General features: G+C 64.8%; 9 protein-coding genes. 4 read left to right on the top strand and 5 right to left on the bottom strand.

Features of this window, described 5'->3' with window-relative positions; genetic code table 11:
• Positions 1 to 8 precede the first annotated feature (8 nt).
• Complete coding sequence (locus IEX64_RS03785) at positions 9 to 1565, bottom strand: tetratricopeptide repeat-containing sulfotransferase family protein (RefSeq protein ID WP_188818351.1); 1557 nt, start codon at positions 1563 to 1565, stop codon at positions 9 to 11.
• A 184-nt stretch (positions 1566 to 1749) separates the two neighbouring features.
• On the opposite strand from IEX64_RS03785, the gene IEX64_RS03780 reads away from it, so the two are divergent.
• The gene (locus tag IEX64_RS03780) at positions 1750 to 2511 is read left to right on the top strand and encodes a glutaredoxin family protein (RefSeq protein ID WP_444544065.1); all 762 of its coding nucleotides are present in this window, start codon (positions 1750 to 1752) and stop codon (positions 2509 to 2511) included.
• Here the strand turns inward: IEX64_RS03780 and IEX64_RS03775 are convergent.
• The 3 genes from IEX64_RS03775 to IEX64_RS03765 all read right to left on the bottom strand — a co-directional run bounded on the left by IEX64_RS03775 (position 2504) and on the right by IEX64_RS03765 (position 6200).
• Positions 2504 to 3610, bottom strand: a complete 1107-nt coding sequence (locus IEX64_RS03775) for a glycosyltransferase (protein WP_188818350.1) — start codon at positions 3608 to 3610, stop codon at positions 2504 to 2506. The genes IEX64_RS03780 and IEX64_RS03775 overlap by 8 nt on opposite strands.
• A complete protein-coding gene (locus tag IEX64_RS03770; RefSeq protein WP_229710051.1) occupies positions 3607 to 4923 on the bottom strand; it encodes a lipopolysaccharide biosynthesis protein in 1317 nt (438 codons plus the stop codon). Before IEX64_RS03770 ends, IEX64_RS03775 begins: the two co-directional genes overlap by 4 nt.
• An 83-nt stretch (positions 4924 to 5006) precedes the next feature.
• Positions 5007 to 6200 (bottom strand): CDP-glycerol glycerophosphotransferase family protein, encoded by a 1194-nt coding sequence (locus tag IEX64_RS03765; protein ID WP_188818348.1) that lies wholly within the window; start codon positions 6198 to 6200, stop codon positions 5007 to 5009.
• Between the two features lie 161 nt (positions 6201 to 6361).
• Between IEX64_RS03765 and IEX64_RS03760 the strand changes: the two genes are divergently transcribed.
• Positions 6362 to 7414 carry an endonuclease/exonuclease/phosphatase family protein gene (locus tag IEX64_RS03760; protein ID WP_229710050.1) on the top strand — a complete coding sequence of 351 codons (1053 nt, stop codon included), beginning with the start codon at positions 6362 to 6364 and terminating at the stop codon, positions 7412 to 7414.
• Positions 7415 to 7638: 224 nt separating this feature from the next.
• Positions 7639 to 8871: a glycosyltransferase gene (locus IEX64_RS03755; RefSeq protein ID WP_188818347.1), complete on the top strand. Its 1233-nt coding sequence runs from the start codon at positions 7639 to 7641 to the stop codon at positions 8869 to 8871.
• Here IEX64_RS03755 and IEX64_RS03750 read toward each other — a convergent pair.
• A complete protein-coding gene (locus IEX64_RS03750) occupies positions 8769 to 10310 on the bottom strand; it encodes a bifunctional aminoglycoside phosphotransferase/ATP-binding protein (RefSeq protein ID WP_188818346.1) in 1542 nt (513 codons plus the stop codon). The two genes, IEX64_RS03755 and IEX64_RS03750, sit on opposite strands and share 103 nt — an antisense overlap.
• 216 nt (positions 10311 to 10526) lie before the next feature.
• On the opposite strand from IEX64_RS03750, the gene IEX64_RS24690 reads away from it, so the two are divergent.
• Positions 10527 to 14912: an autotransporter domain-containing protein gene (locus IEX64_RS24690; protein WP_373290125.1), complete on the top strand. Its 4386-nt coding sequence runs from the start codon at positions 10527 to 10529 to the stop codon at positions 14910 to 14912.
• Positions 14913 to 14953: the final 41 nt, after the last annotated feature.

Below are 14953 nucleotides of genomic sequence, written 5' to 3'. Positions count from 1 at the left end.
CGCAATGCTCAGTCTATGGAAATGCCGCGTTCGGCAAAAAAGGCGCCGACTTCGGCCATGCCATCGGCATGGGTCTTCCAGCGGCCGACGCCATCGGCATTGAGGCTACGCCGCACCTGGGCAGCGCTGGGGGTGGCGACGGCAGCCTGGTTCTCATGGAAGGCCAGGCAGGCCGGATCCCACGAGAGGCCGCAGTGCTCCAGCAGGCGGCGGGACTCGACCTCCTGATCGTTCACCAGCGCCTCGTAGCTGAACTGCAGCACGCGCCCCGGATAGAGCCGGTCCCAGAATGCCATGAGCCGGTCGAACCGGGCGTAGTAGCGCGCCGTGTCCAGCAGATCGTAGGAATAGGCGTAGTAGGCGGACTGGGTCGCGAAGAGATTGCGGAAGTTGCTCCAGACCGTGTCCATCGGATTGCGGCGCAGGCAGACGATCCGCGCATTCGGCAGGCTGCGGACGATATGGCCGACGTGCAGGAAATTGGCCGGCAACTTGTCGACATAGCGCGTGGCCTCGGTTGGCCGGTGATGGGCGGCGCGGGCCAGATAGAGCTTGCCGATCTCCGCAGGGTCGGCGGCCATGGCCGCACGCGCCGTCTCGGGATCGATGACCTGCCGCGAGCGCGTACCGGACACCTGCTTGACCGCCAGCGGCATCGCCTGAAGCTCTCCCGACGAGGCCACCTCCGGGTGCGAGGAGAGGATACGGTCTACCAGTGTCGTCCCCGTGCGCGGCATGCCGACCACGAAGATCGACGACGCATCGGGCAGACCCGCTGAAGGCGCAGTGACGGCCGAGGTGAAGGCCGCCTCTATCGCATCGAAGATCGCTTCATCCTGCGCAAAATCGTAGCGGATCTGCCGCTTGTAATCGGCATTGGCGACGGACAGCGTGGCGAAGGCTTTCGGTGCTTCGCCGATGTCCTCCAGTTCCTTGGCCAGCGCATAACGCAAGCGGACAAGGTCCTGCGGGTTGTGGGCATTGGCGACCGCGCGTTCGAGGCGCGGAACGTGGTTCGCCTCCTGCGTCTGGCGTGACAGGATCGCGAGCCCGTAATGGCTGCGGGCATTGCCGGGATCGGCGGCCAGAATGGCTTCGTAGTGTTCGCGCGCCGCATCGACGCGTCCGGTGAACCCGCAGGCAGCCGCCAGATTGTAGCGATAATCCAGATTGGCCGGTTCGCGGGCGACGGCCTGTTCGAACGGCGCAACCGACGTTTCGTGATCGCCCAGCCGCGCCAGAACGCATCCCACGGTATCGAGCGTGCGCGGATCGTCGCTGCCCTTTTCAAGCACGCGACGCGCCACCTCGGCGGCCTGCCCGTCGCGCCGCAGGAGAATAAGCAGCCGCGCCTGCTGGGCCAGATACTCGGTGTTGTCGGGATCTAGCGCGAGCGCCTTGTCTAACATCGGCAGCGCCTGCCCCATCTGCCCGGCTTCGGCAGCCACCATGGCCAGGACGAAATAGCCTTCCGCATCCTGCGGACGGGACTGGATCAGGGCCTGCGCTGCCGCTCCTGCGGCTGGCAGATCACCGCGTGACAAGGCTTCGCGTGGAGACTGCATCACGCGTTCGGATAAGACGCATTCTGTGCGTAGTTCAAGGATCACCCATTCCGCGAAAATCGCGCCCGATTGCTCGTGTCGAGCGTACCCACCGACACCCGGCCTGGCAATCGTGTTGGGGCCGCACCAACCTCAAGGAACCCACCTGCCATGAGGCCGTTGAGTCTTTCGAGAAGGTGAAACCATGAACGATATGAGCTCTGTCCCGACCACCAACGAAAAGACCGCGACCGTCTATCGCATGGTGATGGAAAAGCACGTCTGCCCCTTCGGCCTCAAGACGGTACATCTGCTCAAAAAACAGGGGTACGAGGTCGACGATCACCACCTGACCACGCGCGAGGAAACCGACGCGTTCAGAGACAAGTACGGTGTGAAGACAACCCCGCAGACTTTCATCGGCGGGCAGCGCGTCGGCGGGTACGAAGAGCTTCGCGAGTACTTCGGCAAGCCTGTGAAGGACCCCGATGCCACCAGCTATAAACCGGTCATCGCCATCTTCGGCATGGGCGCGCTCATGGCATTGGCAGTCAGTTGGCTGCTTGCGGGGGTACTCCTGTCGGTGCTGACTGCGGAGCTGTTCATTGCGATCTCGATGTGCCTGCTCGCAATCCAGAAGCTGCTGGATGTCGGCAGCTTCGCCACGATGTTCCTGGGGTACGATCTCCTGGCCCGGCGCTGGGTGCCCTATGCCTATCTCTACCCGTTCGGCGAGGGGCTGGCCGGTGTACTGATGGTCGCCCATGCCTTCGACTGGATCTCGGTACCGATTGCCCTGTTCATCGGCGGCGTAGGTGCTGTTTCCGTGTTCTATGCGGTCTATGTGCAGAAGCGCGAACTGAAGTGCGCCTGCGTCGGTGGCGGATCGAACGTTCCGCTCGGGTTCGTTTCGCTGACCGAGAACGTGATGATGTTCGCCATGGGTCTGTGGATGCTGTTTACCTGAGATAGGCGTTACGCGGAAAGACAGTGCGCCAGATCCGCTCGCCAGTCGCGGCAAACTGCTCCTTGGAAAATCGCGCGAACATCGAGGTGCGCGCCGCCGAGCCCATCGCAGCGAATGCTCCGGGCGCGGAAAGCGCCTCCCGCAAGGCCCCGGCCAGCGAGTTCATATCGCCAGGATCGACCAGCCATCCCGTCTCGCCGGGAACGATCGAATGCGGCATCTCGCCTACGCGCGCGCCGATGACAGGCAGACCGGCGGTAAGGGCTTCATGCGCGGCGATGCAAAAGCCCTCTGCTCGCGAGGGCTGCAGATAGAGGTGCTGGCCAGCGAGAAACTCCCGCGGCTGCGCGGTGTAGCCGGCCAGCGTCAGGCCGATCACCCCGGCTTCCGCCGCCTGTGCCTTCAGGCGCTCGCCTTCCGCGCCATCGCCGGCAACGGCAATTTCAATCGGCACCGGCGGTTCGAAGCCGGAGGCGCGCAGTGTTGCCAGCGCAGCGATGAGCACATCGTAGCCCTTTGCGGGATGCAGGCGGCCGAGGCTGCCCAGCCGCAGAGGCTCTCCGGGTGTCCATGGCCGGGCTTCGGGCATTTCGGGATCGGCGAAGTATATCGGCCAGGTTTCTAGCCGCTCCGATCGCACGCCAAGGCGCTGCTCGGTCAGCGCGGCGACCGAACGGGAATCGGCCACCCATAGAGCCGCGCGCTTCTGCAGCAATCGCAACAACCGGCGGTTCCACGGATTGAGGAAGGCATTGTGCTGCCATGCGATCACGGGCAGCCCCAACAGGGGGCCGACGATCAGGCCGAGGATCGTCGCGCGGCTGAGCGAGGTCCACAGGTGAGTCGCGCCCCAGCCCTGCACCTCTCGTCTGAGCCACAGGGCTGCAGACAGGTGATCGCCCGTCCCTCCCGTGCGGATGACAGGATCGAGCCCGGCCTGCGCAATCGGAGGCAAGGCCCGTCCGTCCCGCTCTAGCAGGGCGAAGACGCGCACATCCGCACCCGCGTCGCGCAGCACTTGAGCAATGGCGGGTACGGGCAAGGCAGCGCCCCCGCCTTCGAGCGAGTTGATGACATAAGCGATGCGCGGACGGGTCATCGCATCCGTCCGCTGCCGCGCCAGGTCAGCACCACGAGCAAGGCGCTCGCGAGCATAGCCTGCCCGACGGCCTGTATCCCTGCCCCCATCAGGCCGAAGCTATGCAGCAACCAGGGCAGTGCCGGCAGGAAGACAAGGCTGGAGAAGAGATTTGCGCTCATCGAACGCTCGGGATGCCCGAGCGCGGATATGGCGGCGCTGCAGGGAGGACCGATCAGGCCGATGGCTCGCGCGACAACGAGCACGACCATGACCGGGGCCGCACCCGCAAAGGCAGCGCCGGCCAGCAGCCCGACAATCGCCTGCGGCAAGAGCGCGACGATCAGCACTACCGGCAGCGCGGCCAGCAGGCTGATCCCGACGACCTTGGCAACCGTCTGGCGCAGCGAACGTCCGTCGCCGCCCTCCGCGACGATGTGGGAGAGTTCCGCGTAGGAAGTATTGCCGAGGATCTGCGCGGGCTGCGCGATGATGACCGTCGCCCGCTGGGCCACGGAATAAAGACCCGCCGCAGCCGGCCCGAGAACCCAGCCGACGATCAGCGGGGCGACGCGGCCCGCAAGATCGCGGAGCGTCACATCTGCATTGCTGGCGATAAGGAAACGCCAGATCCCCGGATTCTCGAGGCGCACGTCTCCCGGCTCCGGCTTCCAAAGTCCGGGGCCGAACCGCCGGGCGGCAAACCACAGCCCCATGCTCCACAGCACCGCGAACTCGGCCAGGGCAGCGAGCAGCCAGGCAACGAGGAAGGACCTGAGCCCCCAACCGAATCCGATCACGATCGCCGCGCCGCCAAGACGGACGAGCGGCTGCACCAGATTGTGCAGGCCGATCAGGTCGAACCGGCCGATCAGTTGCAGGTATCCCGCCGGGGAGGAGCGCACCGACCCGAGCACGGCAAAGGCGTAGAAAGGGGCAAAGGCCAGCGCCTTGGCAGACCAGCCCAGATGCGGCCCGACAAGGGGGGCCAGCACCATGGCCGAGACGATGGCGAAAGCGCCCCCGATCAGTTCCACCGCCGCGCCGAAACGCAACAGCCTGCCCAAGCGGTGCGTGCCGCCGTCGCGATCCGCCTCCGCGCCGTAGCGCAGGATCGCCTGCCACGAGGGAAACTCGATGATGCCGCAAACGGTGGTGGTATAGGCATGGACCAGCACCAGCACGCCATAGTCGGCCGGACCCAGATAGCGGGTTGCCAGCAGCAGATAGAGCAGGCTGATGAGTCCTGCCCCGGCCTTTCCGCCAAGGACCAGTCCCAGTCCCTTGAATATGCGGCGGATCCGATTGCCCGCCGGGCTGGCTTCAGCAGACACCTCGCACTCCCGGTCCGCGTGCTCTTGCCCCCTGGGCGGCGCGGTGCTGGCCGTAAATGGCATGCTCTTTTCCGGTGCCCACCTTATGCGCCGACGAGCCTGAGATGCGGGCGCGCCTTCTTCCGGCCATGCGCAAATTCGACAATGGCCTCCGCGGCGCGGACGTCCGAGGGGGTGCCGGTGATGTGAAAGCTCTCGGCGAACATCTCTTCCTGAACCGCCCGGTAGTGCGTTTCGTGGAGATCTTCCGCCCGTGCCAGCGCGGCGGGAATCTGGTCCGGGCTGACGATGACCTCCCCCGCTTCCCAATGGCGGAAGTTGGGGTCGCCCATCCAGTCGTGCCGATGCGAATTGAGGAAGATGCAGGGGCGCGGCTGCAGGAGAAACTCGTAGACCTGACTGCTGGCATCGCCGAGGTAGATGTCCGCCGCAAGCGTGTAAGTCATATCGGTCGACGCCCTGCTGCCGAGATCGATCTTCACGTTGTCTCCGCGCAGGTAGCGCTGCGGAATGGCACCGGCACTATCGACCGTGAGCTTGTCGATGGTCACCACGAAATTGCGCTGGAACAGCATGACGTGGGGAGCGAAAATGATCCCGTAGCGCGGGTTGTCCAGAAAGCTGTCGAACACCTGACGCCCGTGCCGGTACCACGACGAGAGGTGCGGGGACGGGTGCGGGTTGTAAAGCACGACCTTTTCGGCCGTGGGCAGGAACCGGTGGCGCTTGGCGTCGCGCAACAGATCGAACTTCGGATAGCCCACCACCGAGATCGCGTCCGGCGCGACACCGGCTTCGCGGATCAACCGATCGCGGATCTTCGGTCCTGAACACAGCACGTGGTCGAATCCGGCGCTGGCCTTGTTGAAACCTATGGCCCGGTCGCCTGCGCCGTGCCGGGTATGCACGATAGCGAGATCCTTCAGCCCGTAGCGGGTCTTGAGCAGGAGCGAGGTCTTCTCGGCGACGACGAGTACGTCCAGAGCGCGAAAGAAATCCAGATTATCCTTGTAGATGAGGAGTTTTTGCGCGGGCAACAGCTTGCCCAGGACCGCATCCAGCCCGCGCGAAAAGCCCGACGTTGCCAGCTCCACATGCTCGATCCGCGTCCCGATCGTCTCCCCGCCGATCCGCCGCACTTCGGCAGCCAGCGCCGGGGTCGTCGTGGCAACGACGATGTCGCCGGAAAAGCCGCCCCGCTCCAGAGCCAGGGCGATGGGCAGACTGTGAGCTACCTGATGGATCTGGTCGTGGTTGAACAGAAAGCCGATGCGCATGCGTGCCTGACGCCGCTGGCATGCCGCTTCCGCAGTCGCGCCGCGGAAAAATTCTTTCGCGACATGCATTTCGTTCCAATCGCCGGTTCAACGCAGAACGAAACTGAGGAAGCCGCAGGGCTACGGCGTCGAAGGAACATTGCAAGACGGAAAAGCACCCGATGAAGTTCCTCCGCCCGGTCGTCGCTGCCGCCACGGTCCTGATGCTCGCCGCCTACGTCCCGAAGGGCGCGCCTGCGGCTGTCGTCGCCGCCACCGTATCTGTTCGGCACCAGTCCTTTGATGGTGGTCAGCCGGCACTGTCGGTGATGACCTGGAACGTGAAGGGCCTGCCGCGTCCGGTGGCTCTGGGCCGACCGGCCGCGCTGGCCGAAATCGGACGGCGCCTCGGCGAACTGCGCCGCATCGGCAAGCAGCCGCATGTCGTCCTCTTGCAGGAAGCCTTCATTTCCGATGCCAAGGCGATTGGCGCGGAAGGCGGGTACCCCTATGCAGCCGTCGGCCCCCAGCCGGAGGACGCCTCGGCATCCCCCACTGCATCGCTGGGTGACGACTTCCGGCAGAACGCAAGCTGGGCCAAGGGAGAAGACGAAGGCAAGTGGCTCGGCAGCGGATTGGTGATCCTGTCCGATTATCCCATCCTCGCCACCCGAAAGATGGCCTTCCCGCAGGATGCCTGTGCCGGGTTCGACTGTCTCGCGGCCAAGGGCGTCCTCCTGGCAAAGATCGCCGTGCCTGGCTCTGCAAAGCCCGTCACGGTGATCGACACCCACCTCAACTCGCGCCATGCCTCGGGCGTATCGGTCCGGCGGGCCAATGCCGCCTATTCCTGGCAGGCTGCTGCGGTACGCCGCTTCGTCGCGCAGCAAACCGGGCCGGACGAGGACATCGTGTTCGGCGGAGACTTCAACATCGGGCACGATCCGATACGGCGCGCCGCTGCCAGCCGGGACGGCGGGTTCCTGCCACAAGGGCGCGAAGCGATAGCCACGGTAGCCGCCTCCAGCCCGCTCGCCACGAAGCAGAATGCGGATTTCGTCGCGGTCGAACAGCGCGCCAAGGACAAGCAGTACTTCCGCCCTGCGCGGGGATCGCAACTCGAACTGGGCAACGTCGATGTACCGTTCGGCCTCGCCAATGGCGGCTTCGACCTTTCCGACCATCTCGGCTTTGTCGCCACTTACCGGATCAACGACAGTGTAAGCGCCAGATAGCTGCGGGCGAGCGCATGGAAGGCATGGGCCCGACGCGACGAGGGACTGGCCGAATAGCTCTGCAGAGACACGCGCGCGTTGATATGCCGACACCGTGCGCACGCACGATCTGCAGTCGGGGATGCGGGAAATTGTCCGGAGGTGACCTGGACGCAGGCTGGAAGCTTTTGAAAAGATTGCGCCCGCCGACTGCGGATGCCGCGGGACGGGAGCGTCTTGGTCTCATGCCCGCTCCCTTGCGCATCGCGATCCCCATCCACAGCTTCGAACCCGGCGGCGTCGAGAGAGTGGCTCTCAATCTCGCCAGTGCCTGGCGCGCTGCCGGCCACGATGTCCGCGTCGTGCTGGGCCGGGACGAGGGCGCAGACAGGTCCCGCGCGCCGTGCGACCTCGACTACTGGAGCCTGCCGAGCCGCATCTCCACCGCCGCCTTCGAAACGCTCTGGATGATGTGGTGCCTGTTCCGCTACCTCCGGCGCGAGGACACCGATGTCGTGTTCTGCGCCGGGAATACGTACGCGGTCGTCTGCGTAGTCATGCGCCTGCTGATACGCCGCCGCTGCCCGCCGGTGCTGGTGAAGATCAGCAACGACCTCTACCGGTGCGACCTGCCGCCCGGATACCGCCACCTCTACCATCTCTGGCTGAAGGTGCAGCGGGCGATGCTCGACCGTTTCGTGGCGCTTGCCGGGCCGATGAATCGCGAGATCGTCGAAACGCTGGGTATCACGCCCGATCGCGTCGTCACCATTTGCGACCCTGCGCTCACAGCCGAGCGATTTGCCAAGCTGAGCGGCATCCCACGCGAGCAGGCAGCTCCCTTGCATCGGGGGCTGCGGTTCCTCGCGGTGGGACGACTGGCGCGCCAGAAGAATCTACCGCTGCTGATCAGGGCCTTTGTCGGCGGTTCGCATGCCAGCGACACACTCACCATCGTCGGCGACGGCGCCGAAAGGGGGAAACTCGAGGCCCTCGTCGCGGCCCTGGCGATGCAGGACCGGGTCACGTTCGCAGGACATGTCGTGGACCCCGATCCCTTTTACCGGCGCGCCGATTTCCTGCTCATGTCATCCGACTACGAAGGCGTGCCCGCCGTCGCCATCGAAGCGATTGCGGCGGGGCTGCCGGTGATCGCCACCGACTGTTCAAGCAGCATGAAGACATTGCTCGGCCATGGATCACGCGGCGTTCTCGTTCCCGTGGGCGATGTCAGCGCGCTTGCAGCAGCCATCGGCAAGGCAGGTCGTATCCCTCGCCTTGATGCTGCATCGCGCAGCTACGCGGAGACCTTCACGATCGAATGCGCAGCCAGAAAGTATCTGGCTGCCATGCGCTCCCTTGCGGCCCGGCCGCGTCAGGAGCCCGGTTCGATATCCCGGCGCGCAGCGGCCAGCGTCGCATCGGGCGTACCGCCGGCATCGACGCGATGCCAGTCGGACAAGTCGCCGAGCGCATAGTCCAGCTGACGATCGACCACTGCGGCATCGGCATCGGATGCATCGCCGGTTCTTGCCCCTACCCGTTCGCGCAGGACCGCCGGATCGGCCTCCAGCCAAAGGCCCTTGAAAGGCACGCCGTTGTTCGCTGCAACGGCGGCCATGGCCGCACGCTCCGCCGGATCGGCAAAGACGGCATCGACAAGCACCGTCGCACCCGCTGCGAGCGCCATGCACGCTTCTTCGCCAAGCCGCCGATAGACCGCTTCGCTATGCTCGCGCGTGTAGGCATCGGCAGACAACCGGTCTTCCGGCGAGACCCCGGCTATCCGCTTGCGCAGCACGTCGCTGCGCAGCCATCGCGCGCCTGGCGCTCCGCCCAGATGCGCAGCCAGCCGCCCGGCCAATGTCGACTTGCCGGTCCCGCTCAACCCGCCGACCGCGACGAGCCGCGGTACTGGCCGGTCGAGAAAGGCAAGGGCTGCCGAGAGATAACCGCGCGCCTCCCCGATCTTGGCATCAAAACCGGCGGCGCTCTCCTGACGGCCCGCTGCGCTTGCGCCGACATGCGCCCGCACGGCCGCGCGCATCGAGAGAAACAGCGGCATTGCCGCCAATCCATCGTTTTCGGCACGCATGTCGCAGTAGCGGTTGAAGACCAGCGAGGCCTCTTCATGCAGACCGCGCTGCCACAGATCCATGATCAGGAAAGCCAGATCGTAGAGCACATCCGTTGTTGCCAGTTCCGGATCGAACTCCAGACAGTCGAAGAGCGTCGGTTTTCCCTTCCACAGACAGATATTGGCGAGGTGCAGGTCGCCATGACAATGCCGCACATGACCGCTCCGCGCTCTCGCGTCGAGCAGCGACGACAGGTCCTCCATCAGGGCCCGGCTACCCTCGTGCAGCCGGGCGCAATCCTCCTTGGGCAGGAGGCCGTCCGACAAGGCATCCATGCTCGCGCGGTTGCCATCGATCACGCTGCGGACACGATCGGCACCCGCGCAAGGCACGACTTCCGCATCATCGTGGAATGCCGCGATACCATCCGCCAGATCGCGTAGCAGATCGGGCGCCAGCGGCCCTTCCTTTGCCATCGCTTCCAGCAGGCATTCCGGCGGGAAGCGGCGCATGACCACGACCCAGTCGACAGGCTCTCCCGCGCCCAGCGCAAGGCTCCCATCGGACATCCGCCCGACACACCGAACCTCGAGATAGATGTCGGGCGCGGTGCGGCGGTTGAGTTTCAACTCCGCCTCGCAGACCGCCCTGCGCCGGTCCACCGTGGAGAAGTCGAGGTAGGGATAGCGCACAGCCCGCTTGAGCTTGAAAGCATATTCGCCAGCCAGGAATACGACGGCCGCATGCGTGTCGATGCGTTTGACTGTATCGGCAACGCCATATGCCTTTGCACGGCAAAGAAAGGCGATGGTTTCGGCTTGATCTTCGCTTTCCGTCACGCCCTCGAATCCCCTTTATCGCCCTTGATACCTGCGTGGAACGCGGCTGACGACCATGGCCGCAGCCAGCGTCTTCAAAAATTTAACAAGTTTTTTGCGCCCCGTTGACGGTCGTCAAATTCGACATGCCGTCGTAATATTAGAAGGTTCTCATCTGACCACGAGTCGACTCGGAAAGAGAAGCGAGGGTCAGGGAACCGAGGGAGGCAAACCTATATGAAAAAAGTAAGTTTCACGAGAAGCGGCTTGACCGTCAGCGTCTCGCTTGCCGCGCTTTGCGTGGCGATGCCGGCTCTGGCAGACCAGACCACGACCACATCGCCGGGCGATGATCTCGCCCCCGTCTATACTGTCACGGCAGACGAAGTGGTTGCCAGCGGCGTCAGTGCCGTCGGCTCGCCGACGGCGACCGCAACGATCGACACGCCGGCTAACGGTGCATTCTGGCAGCACCAGTCAGGCGAGGGTGAAGGCTTCGTGCCCGACCTCTATCTGGAAAACCAGGGCAATGTGACGATCGCGGCCAGCGCCGTCGCAACGATGCCCGACAGCAACGCTGCTTTCGTTCACGCGATGGCCACGATCACCGATGCCGTCTCACAGGTGGTAAGCGCACCCAACACAAATGTCTCGGCAACGCTGATCAATGGCGGCACGCTGACCATCTCGTCCAGTGCCAGCGCCGATGCCACCAATGACGGCACCCAGACCACAAGTGCATTGGCACGTTCCGAACTGATCGGCGGCCTGCATCAGGAAGCCACTGTCGAAGGTGGCGGTGATGGGTCGGCCACGGTGACCCAGGTCAACGACGGCACCTATACCGCCAGTTCGACGGCCGATGCCACTTCCAACACGTCCTGGAGCGATGCGCAGGCGATCCTCGAAGAAGCGATCTTCATGCGCGCGCAGGGCAACGGTGCCGGCGATGCCACAACCTTCACGTCGCTGACCAACAACGGCCTACTGGACTTTTCGGCGTCAGCGACAAGCACCAGTGCAACCGACGGTGCCTGGTCGACGGCAGAGGCAGGTGGCGGCGAACACGGCCTGATCCACATCCGCGCCGCAACCAACGGCGTTGGTGTCGATTCAGCCACGACCGAGTTCACCAACAGTGCCGACGGCACCCTGCTCGTCAACGCCAATGCCCTGTCGAGCGGCTACTGGTACGCCTATTCCGGTGCCGTCACCAACGGCGCCATCGTGATGAAGGCCCAAGGTAGCGGCGCAGACGATGCGACCATCGCCATCAACATGGTCAACGACGGCGCGATCGCGATCGGTGCCAGTTCGTCGGCTACCAGCACGGCCGAAAGCACTGACGAGGACACCGCCGGCTCTTACGCTACCACCAACATGGACGGCTCGATCGTCCAGACGGCGGAAGCAGGCGGGCCCGAGAGCTTCGTGGGCCGCACGGGCATAGCCACACTCGACAACACCGGTTCGATTTCGATTGTCGGCACGTCGGAAGCGAACTCCACCGGCTCCGCCTTTGCCTTCACCAGCATCCTGTCCGGTATCCTCCAGGAATCGGAAATGTCGGGTTACGGCGAGACGCTGTTCTCCAACAGCGGTGACGTGACTGTTTCGGGCACAGCGACAGCCAATGGCATGTACGGCTATGCCGAAAGCGATGTCGTGGGCATCGAGCAGGAACTGTTCGGCCTCGGCGACGGCGGCGGCGGCGTGTTCGGGTTCGACAACTCGGGCACGGTGAACGTGGCTGCCGCGGCAACCGCCAGTTCGGACCCGAATTCCGGGTACGCCGATGCGGAAGCCTTCGCCTATCGCGCCTGGGGTGAGCCGGTCAACGTGGCCTTCGCCAACAGCGGGACCTTCACAACCTCCGCGAGTGCCACTTCCGACTACTACGCCTATGCCCTGGCGGTCGGCATGGAACTCTCCGCCACCTGGGATCCGACCGTCGTCGTCGAGGAAGACGAGGAAGGCCACGGCCACGGCGGCAGCGAGAACGGCAATGGCCAGAACGGCCATGGCGGCGGCGAGGACGAAGAACCGGTCGTCTGGCAAGAGGCCGCGACCAACGCCATCACCGGCACGATCGTCAACGAGGGCATGTTGAGCGCGACCGCAAGCGCGATCGGCTCTCCCTATGTGGCCACCGACGGAGAAGCAGTGGCGACCGACTATTCGGTCCCCGCCTACGCAACCTCTGCCGGCATCTACATGCAGTCGGCCGTCAACAACGCCACGCTGACCAACAGTGGCACGATCATGGCCAGCGCGATCACGAATGACGGCTACTCGCAGGCTTACGGCATTCTGGTCCAGGACTTCTTGTACTCACCGATCGAACCGACCGAAGATGACGTGTTCACGCTCGTCAACGATGGCGGCTGGATCATCGCGCGTACCAGCACGGACAGCGGCGAGACGTGGCAGCATGGCAATGCCATCGACCTCAGCTACGCGCCGAACCGCTCCGACCTGCAGTTCACGGGTAATGGCGGCATCTACGGCGATGTCTTGCTGTCCGCAGACGATACGATGACCGTATCGAACGGAACGACCTTGCTCGACGGCACGATCAATCCCTATGTCGAACCGGTCATGGTCGATTCGGCTGCCGCCGACGCGACGGTCATGACCGCTGCCGTACCTGCGGGCAACTATGTCGGCTCGCTCTCCGTCCTGAGCGGCGGCACGCTGTACATGGCGGATATGCCGTGGAGCAACACGGCATACGACGGCCCGGCAATAGTCAACGTCGCGGACTTCACGCTGGCAAGCGGCGGCACGCTGGTGCTGCAACTGCCAACCAGCCAGTTCCCGGCCGTGGCGCAATCGGCCTATCCGACGATCAACGCACCCGACGTCAGCCTGGCGGGCGATCTCATGCTCGACCTATCCACGCCGAACGGGCTCTACGGTGACGTCTACCAGTACGACAACATCGTCGCCGCCGACACGCTCGACGGGACGTTCTCCAGCGTCGCGACCAGCACCGGTTCGCCGCTGCTGACGCCGGGCGTGGTCTACGACACCGATGCCACCGTCGATCTGACGATCACCCGCGTTCCCTTCGGAGCGGTTTCGGGCCTGACCTTCAACCAGAAGGCTACCGGCGACGGGATCGAGGCGGTCTACGATCCCGATCAGGCAGCGCCGTTCGGCACCCTGCTCGCCAATCTGTTCGAACTGGGGCCGGATGCCTATCCGACCGCGCTCGAGCAGCTCTCCGGCGACATGTACGCCGGCTATCTGCAGAGTGTCCGCAACGGCAGCCTGCAGATCGACTCGCTGGTCTCCGACCAGATGGACTGTGCGATCAGCGTGAAGGGTATCGAAACCTGCCGCGAGCCCGATGGCGGCCTCAGGGTCTGGGCGCTAGGCGGCTACAACGATGCCGCCGTCGATCCGGACGGCAATGCACCGGGTTACGATGCAGGCAACACCTTCGCCCTGCTCGGTCTCGACTACACCGTCGGCCACTTCACCTTCGGTGCCTTCGGCGGCTACCGCAAGGCAACCGCCAGCTTCGACCGCTACGGCGGCCACATCAAGGCTGACGGCCTGCAGATCGGCGGTCTGCTCGGCTTCGACAACGGTACGGTCTACCTGCGGGCGAACGGCAGCTATGCCTCGCTCAACGGCGACAGCACCCGCACGGTGGGCATCCTGTCGACCGCCGGCACGCTCTCGGGCAAACCGGACTACCGCGTCGCTTCGTTCTACGGAGAAGCCGGTGTCCGCGTCCCGCTCGGCGCGACGTGGCTGACGCCTTTCGCGGCGGTCGACCACACCAGTGTGAAGATGAAGTCCTTCGTCGAATCCGGTGTTCCCGGCGCCAACCTGGGCTTCGACAACCAGACCGAGAAGCAGACCTCGTTCCTGGCGGGCCTGAAGTGGGCCGGCAAGCTGGGCGCGGTGATCCCCGAAGCCAAGGTCATGTACCGTCATGACGACGGCGACGGCTTCTTCCGCTCGACGGGCTACTTCGCCGACGCCCCAGCGGGCAGCGACTTCACTGTCCTCTCGCCGGTGACGGACAAGGACTCGGTCATGGCCGGCTTCAGCCTGGCCGCCGTGCTCGGCGACAAAGTCACCGGCCGGATCGGCTATCAGGGCCGGTTCTCGAGCGAACTGAAGGATAACACCTTCTACGGCAGCCTCGTGGTCCGGTTCGGAGGCAAGGAAGTGGCACCGCCGCCTCCCCCACCTCCGCCGCCCCCTCCGCCTCCACCGCCTCCACCCCCTCCGCCGCCACCGGCTCCGGAAGTGGTCTGCAACACGGGTCCGTACATCGTGTTCTTCGACTGGGATAAGTCGGACATCACGGCGGAAGCCGCTACCGTTCTCGACAGTGCGGTTTCGGCCTACGGCAACTGCGACAATGTGCCGATCATGCTGGCCGGCTACACCGACCGCTCGGGCACCGAGCAGTACAACATGGGCCTGTCGCAGCGGCGCAATGCCTCGGTCCGCACCTACCTGAACGGGAAGGGCATCCCCGACGATGCCATCTCCAGCCAGGCGTTCGGCGAAAGCAACCCGCGCGTGCCCACGGCCGACGGTGTTCGCGAATTGCAGAACCGCCGGGTGGAGATCACCTACGGTCCGGGTTCGGGCATGTAAGCCCGGGCAAGAGCCGCAAAAAACGGGAAGGAGCCGGAGAA

The organism is Novosphingobium indicum (genome assembly GCF_014645195.1).
Classification (GTDB): Bacteria; Pseudomonadota; Alphaproteobacteria; order Sphingomonadales; family Sphingomonadaceae; genus Novosphingobium; species Novosphingobium indicum.
This window is presented reverse-complemented; position numbering and strand designations above follow the sequence as displayed.

What these genes read in the sequence shown, in the direction of transcription:
- IEX64_RS03785 (WP_188818351.1), bottom strand. Translation starts at nt 1,565, where the DNA reads ATGCAGTCTCCACGCGAAGCCTTGTCACGCGGTGATCTGCCAGCCGCA.
- IEX64_RS03780 (WP_444544065.1), top strand. Translation starts at nt 1,750, where the DNA reads ATGAACGATATGAGCTCTGTCCCGACCACCAACGAAAAGACCGCGACC.
- IEX64_RS03775 (WP_188818350.1), bottom strand. Translation starts at nt 3,610, where the DNA reads ATGACCCGTCCGCGCATCGCTTATGTCATCAACTCGCTCGAAGGCGGG.
- IEX64_RS03765 (WP_188818348.1), bottom strand. Translation starts at nt 6,200, where the DNA reads ATGCGCATCGGCTTTCTGTTCAACCACGACCAGATCCATCAGGTAGCT.
- IEX64_RS03760 (WP_229710050.1), top strand. Translation starts at nt 6,362, where the DNA reads ATGAAGTTCCTCCGCCCGGTCGTCGCTGCCGCCACGGTCCTGATGCTC.
- IEX64_RS03755 (WP_188818347.1), top strand. Translation starts at nt 7,639, where the DNA reads ATGCCCGCTCCCTTGCGCATCGCGATCCCCATCCACAGCTTCGAACCC.
- IEX64_RS24690 (WP_373290125.1), top strand. Translation starts at nt 10,527, where the DNA reads ATGAAAAAAGTAAGTTTCACGAGAAGCGGCTTGACCGTCAGCGTCTCG.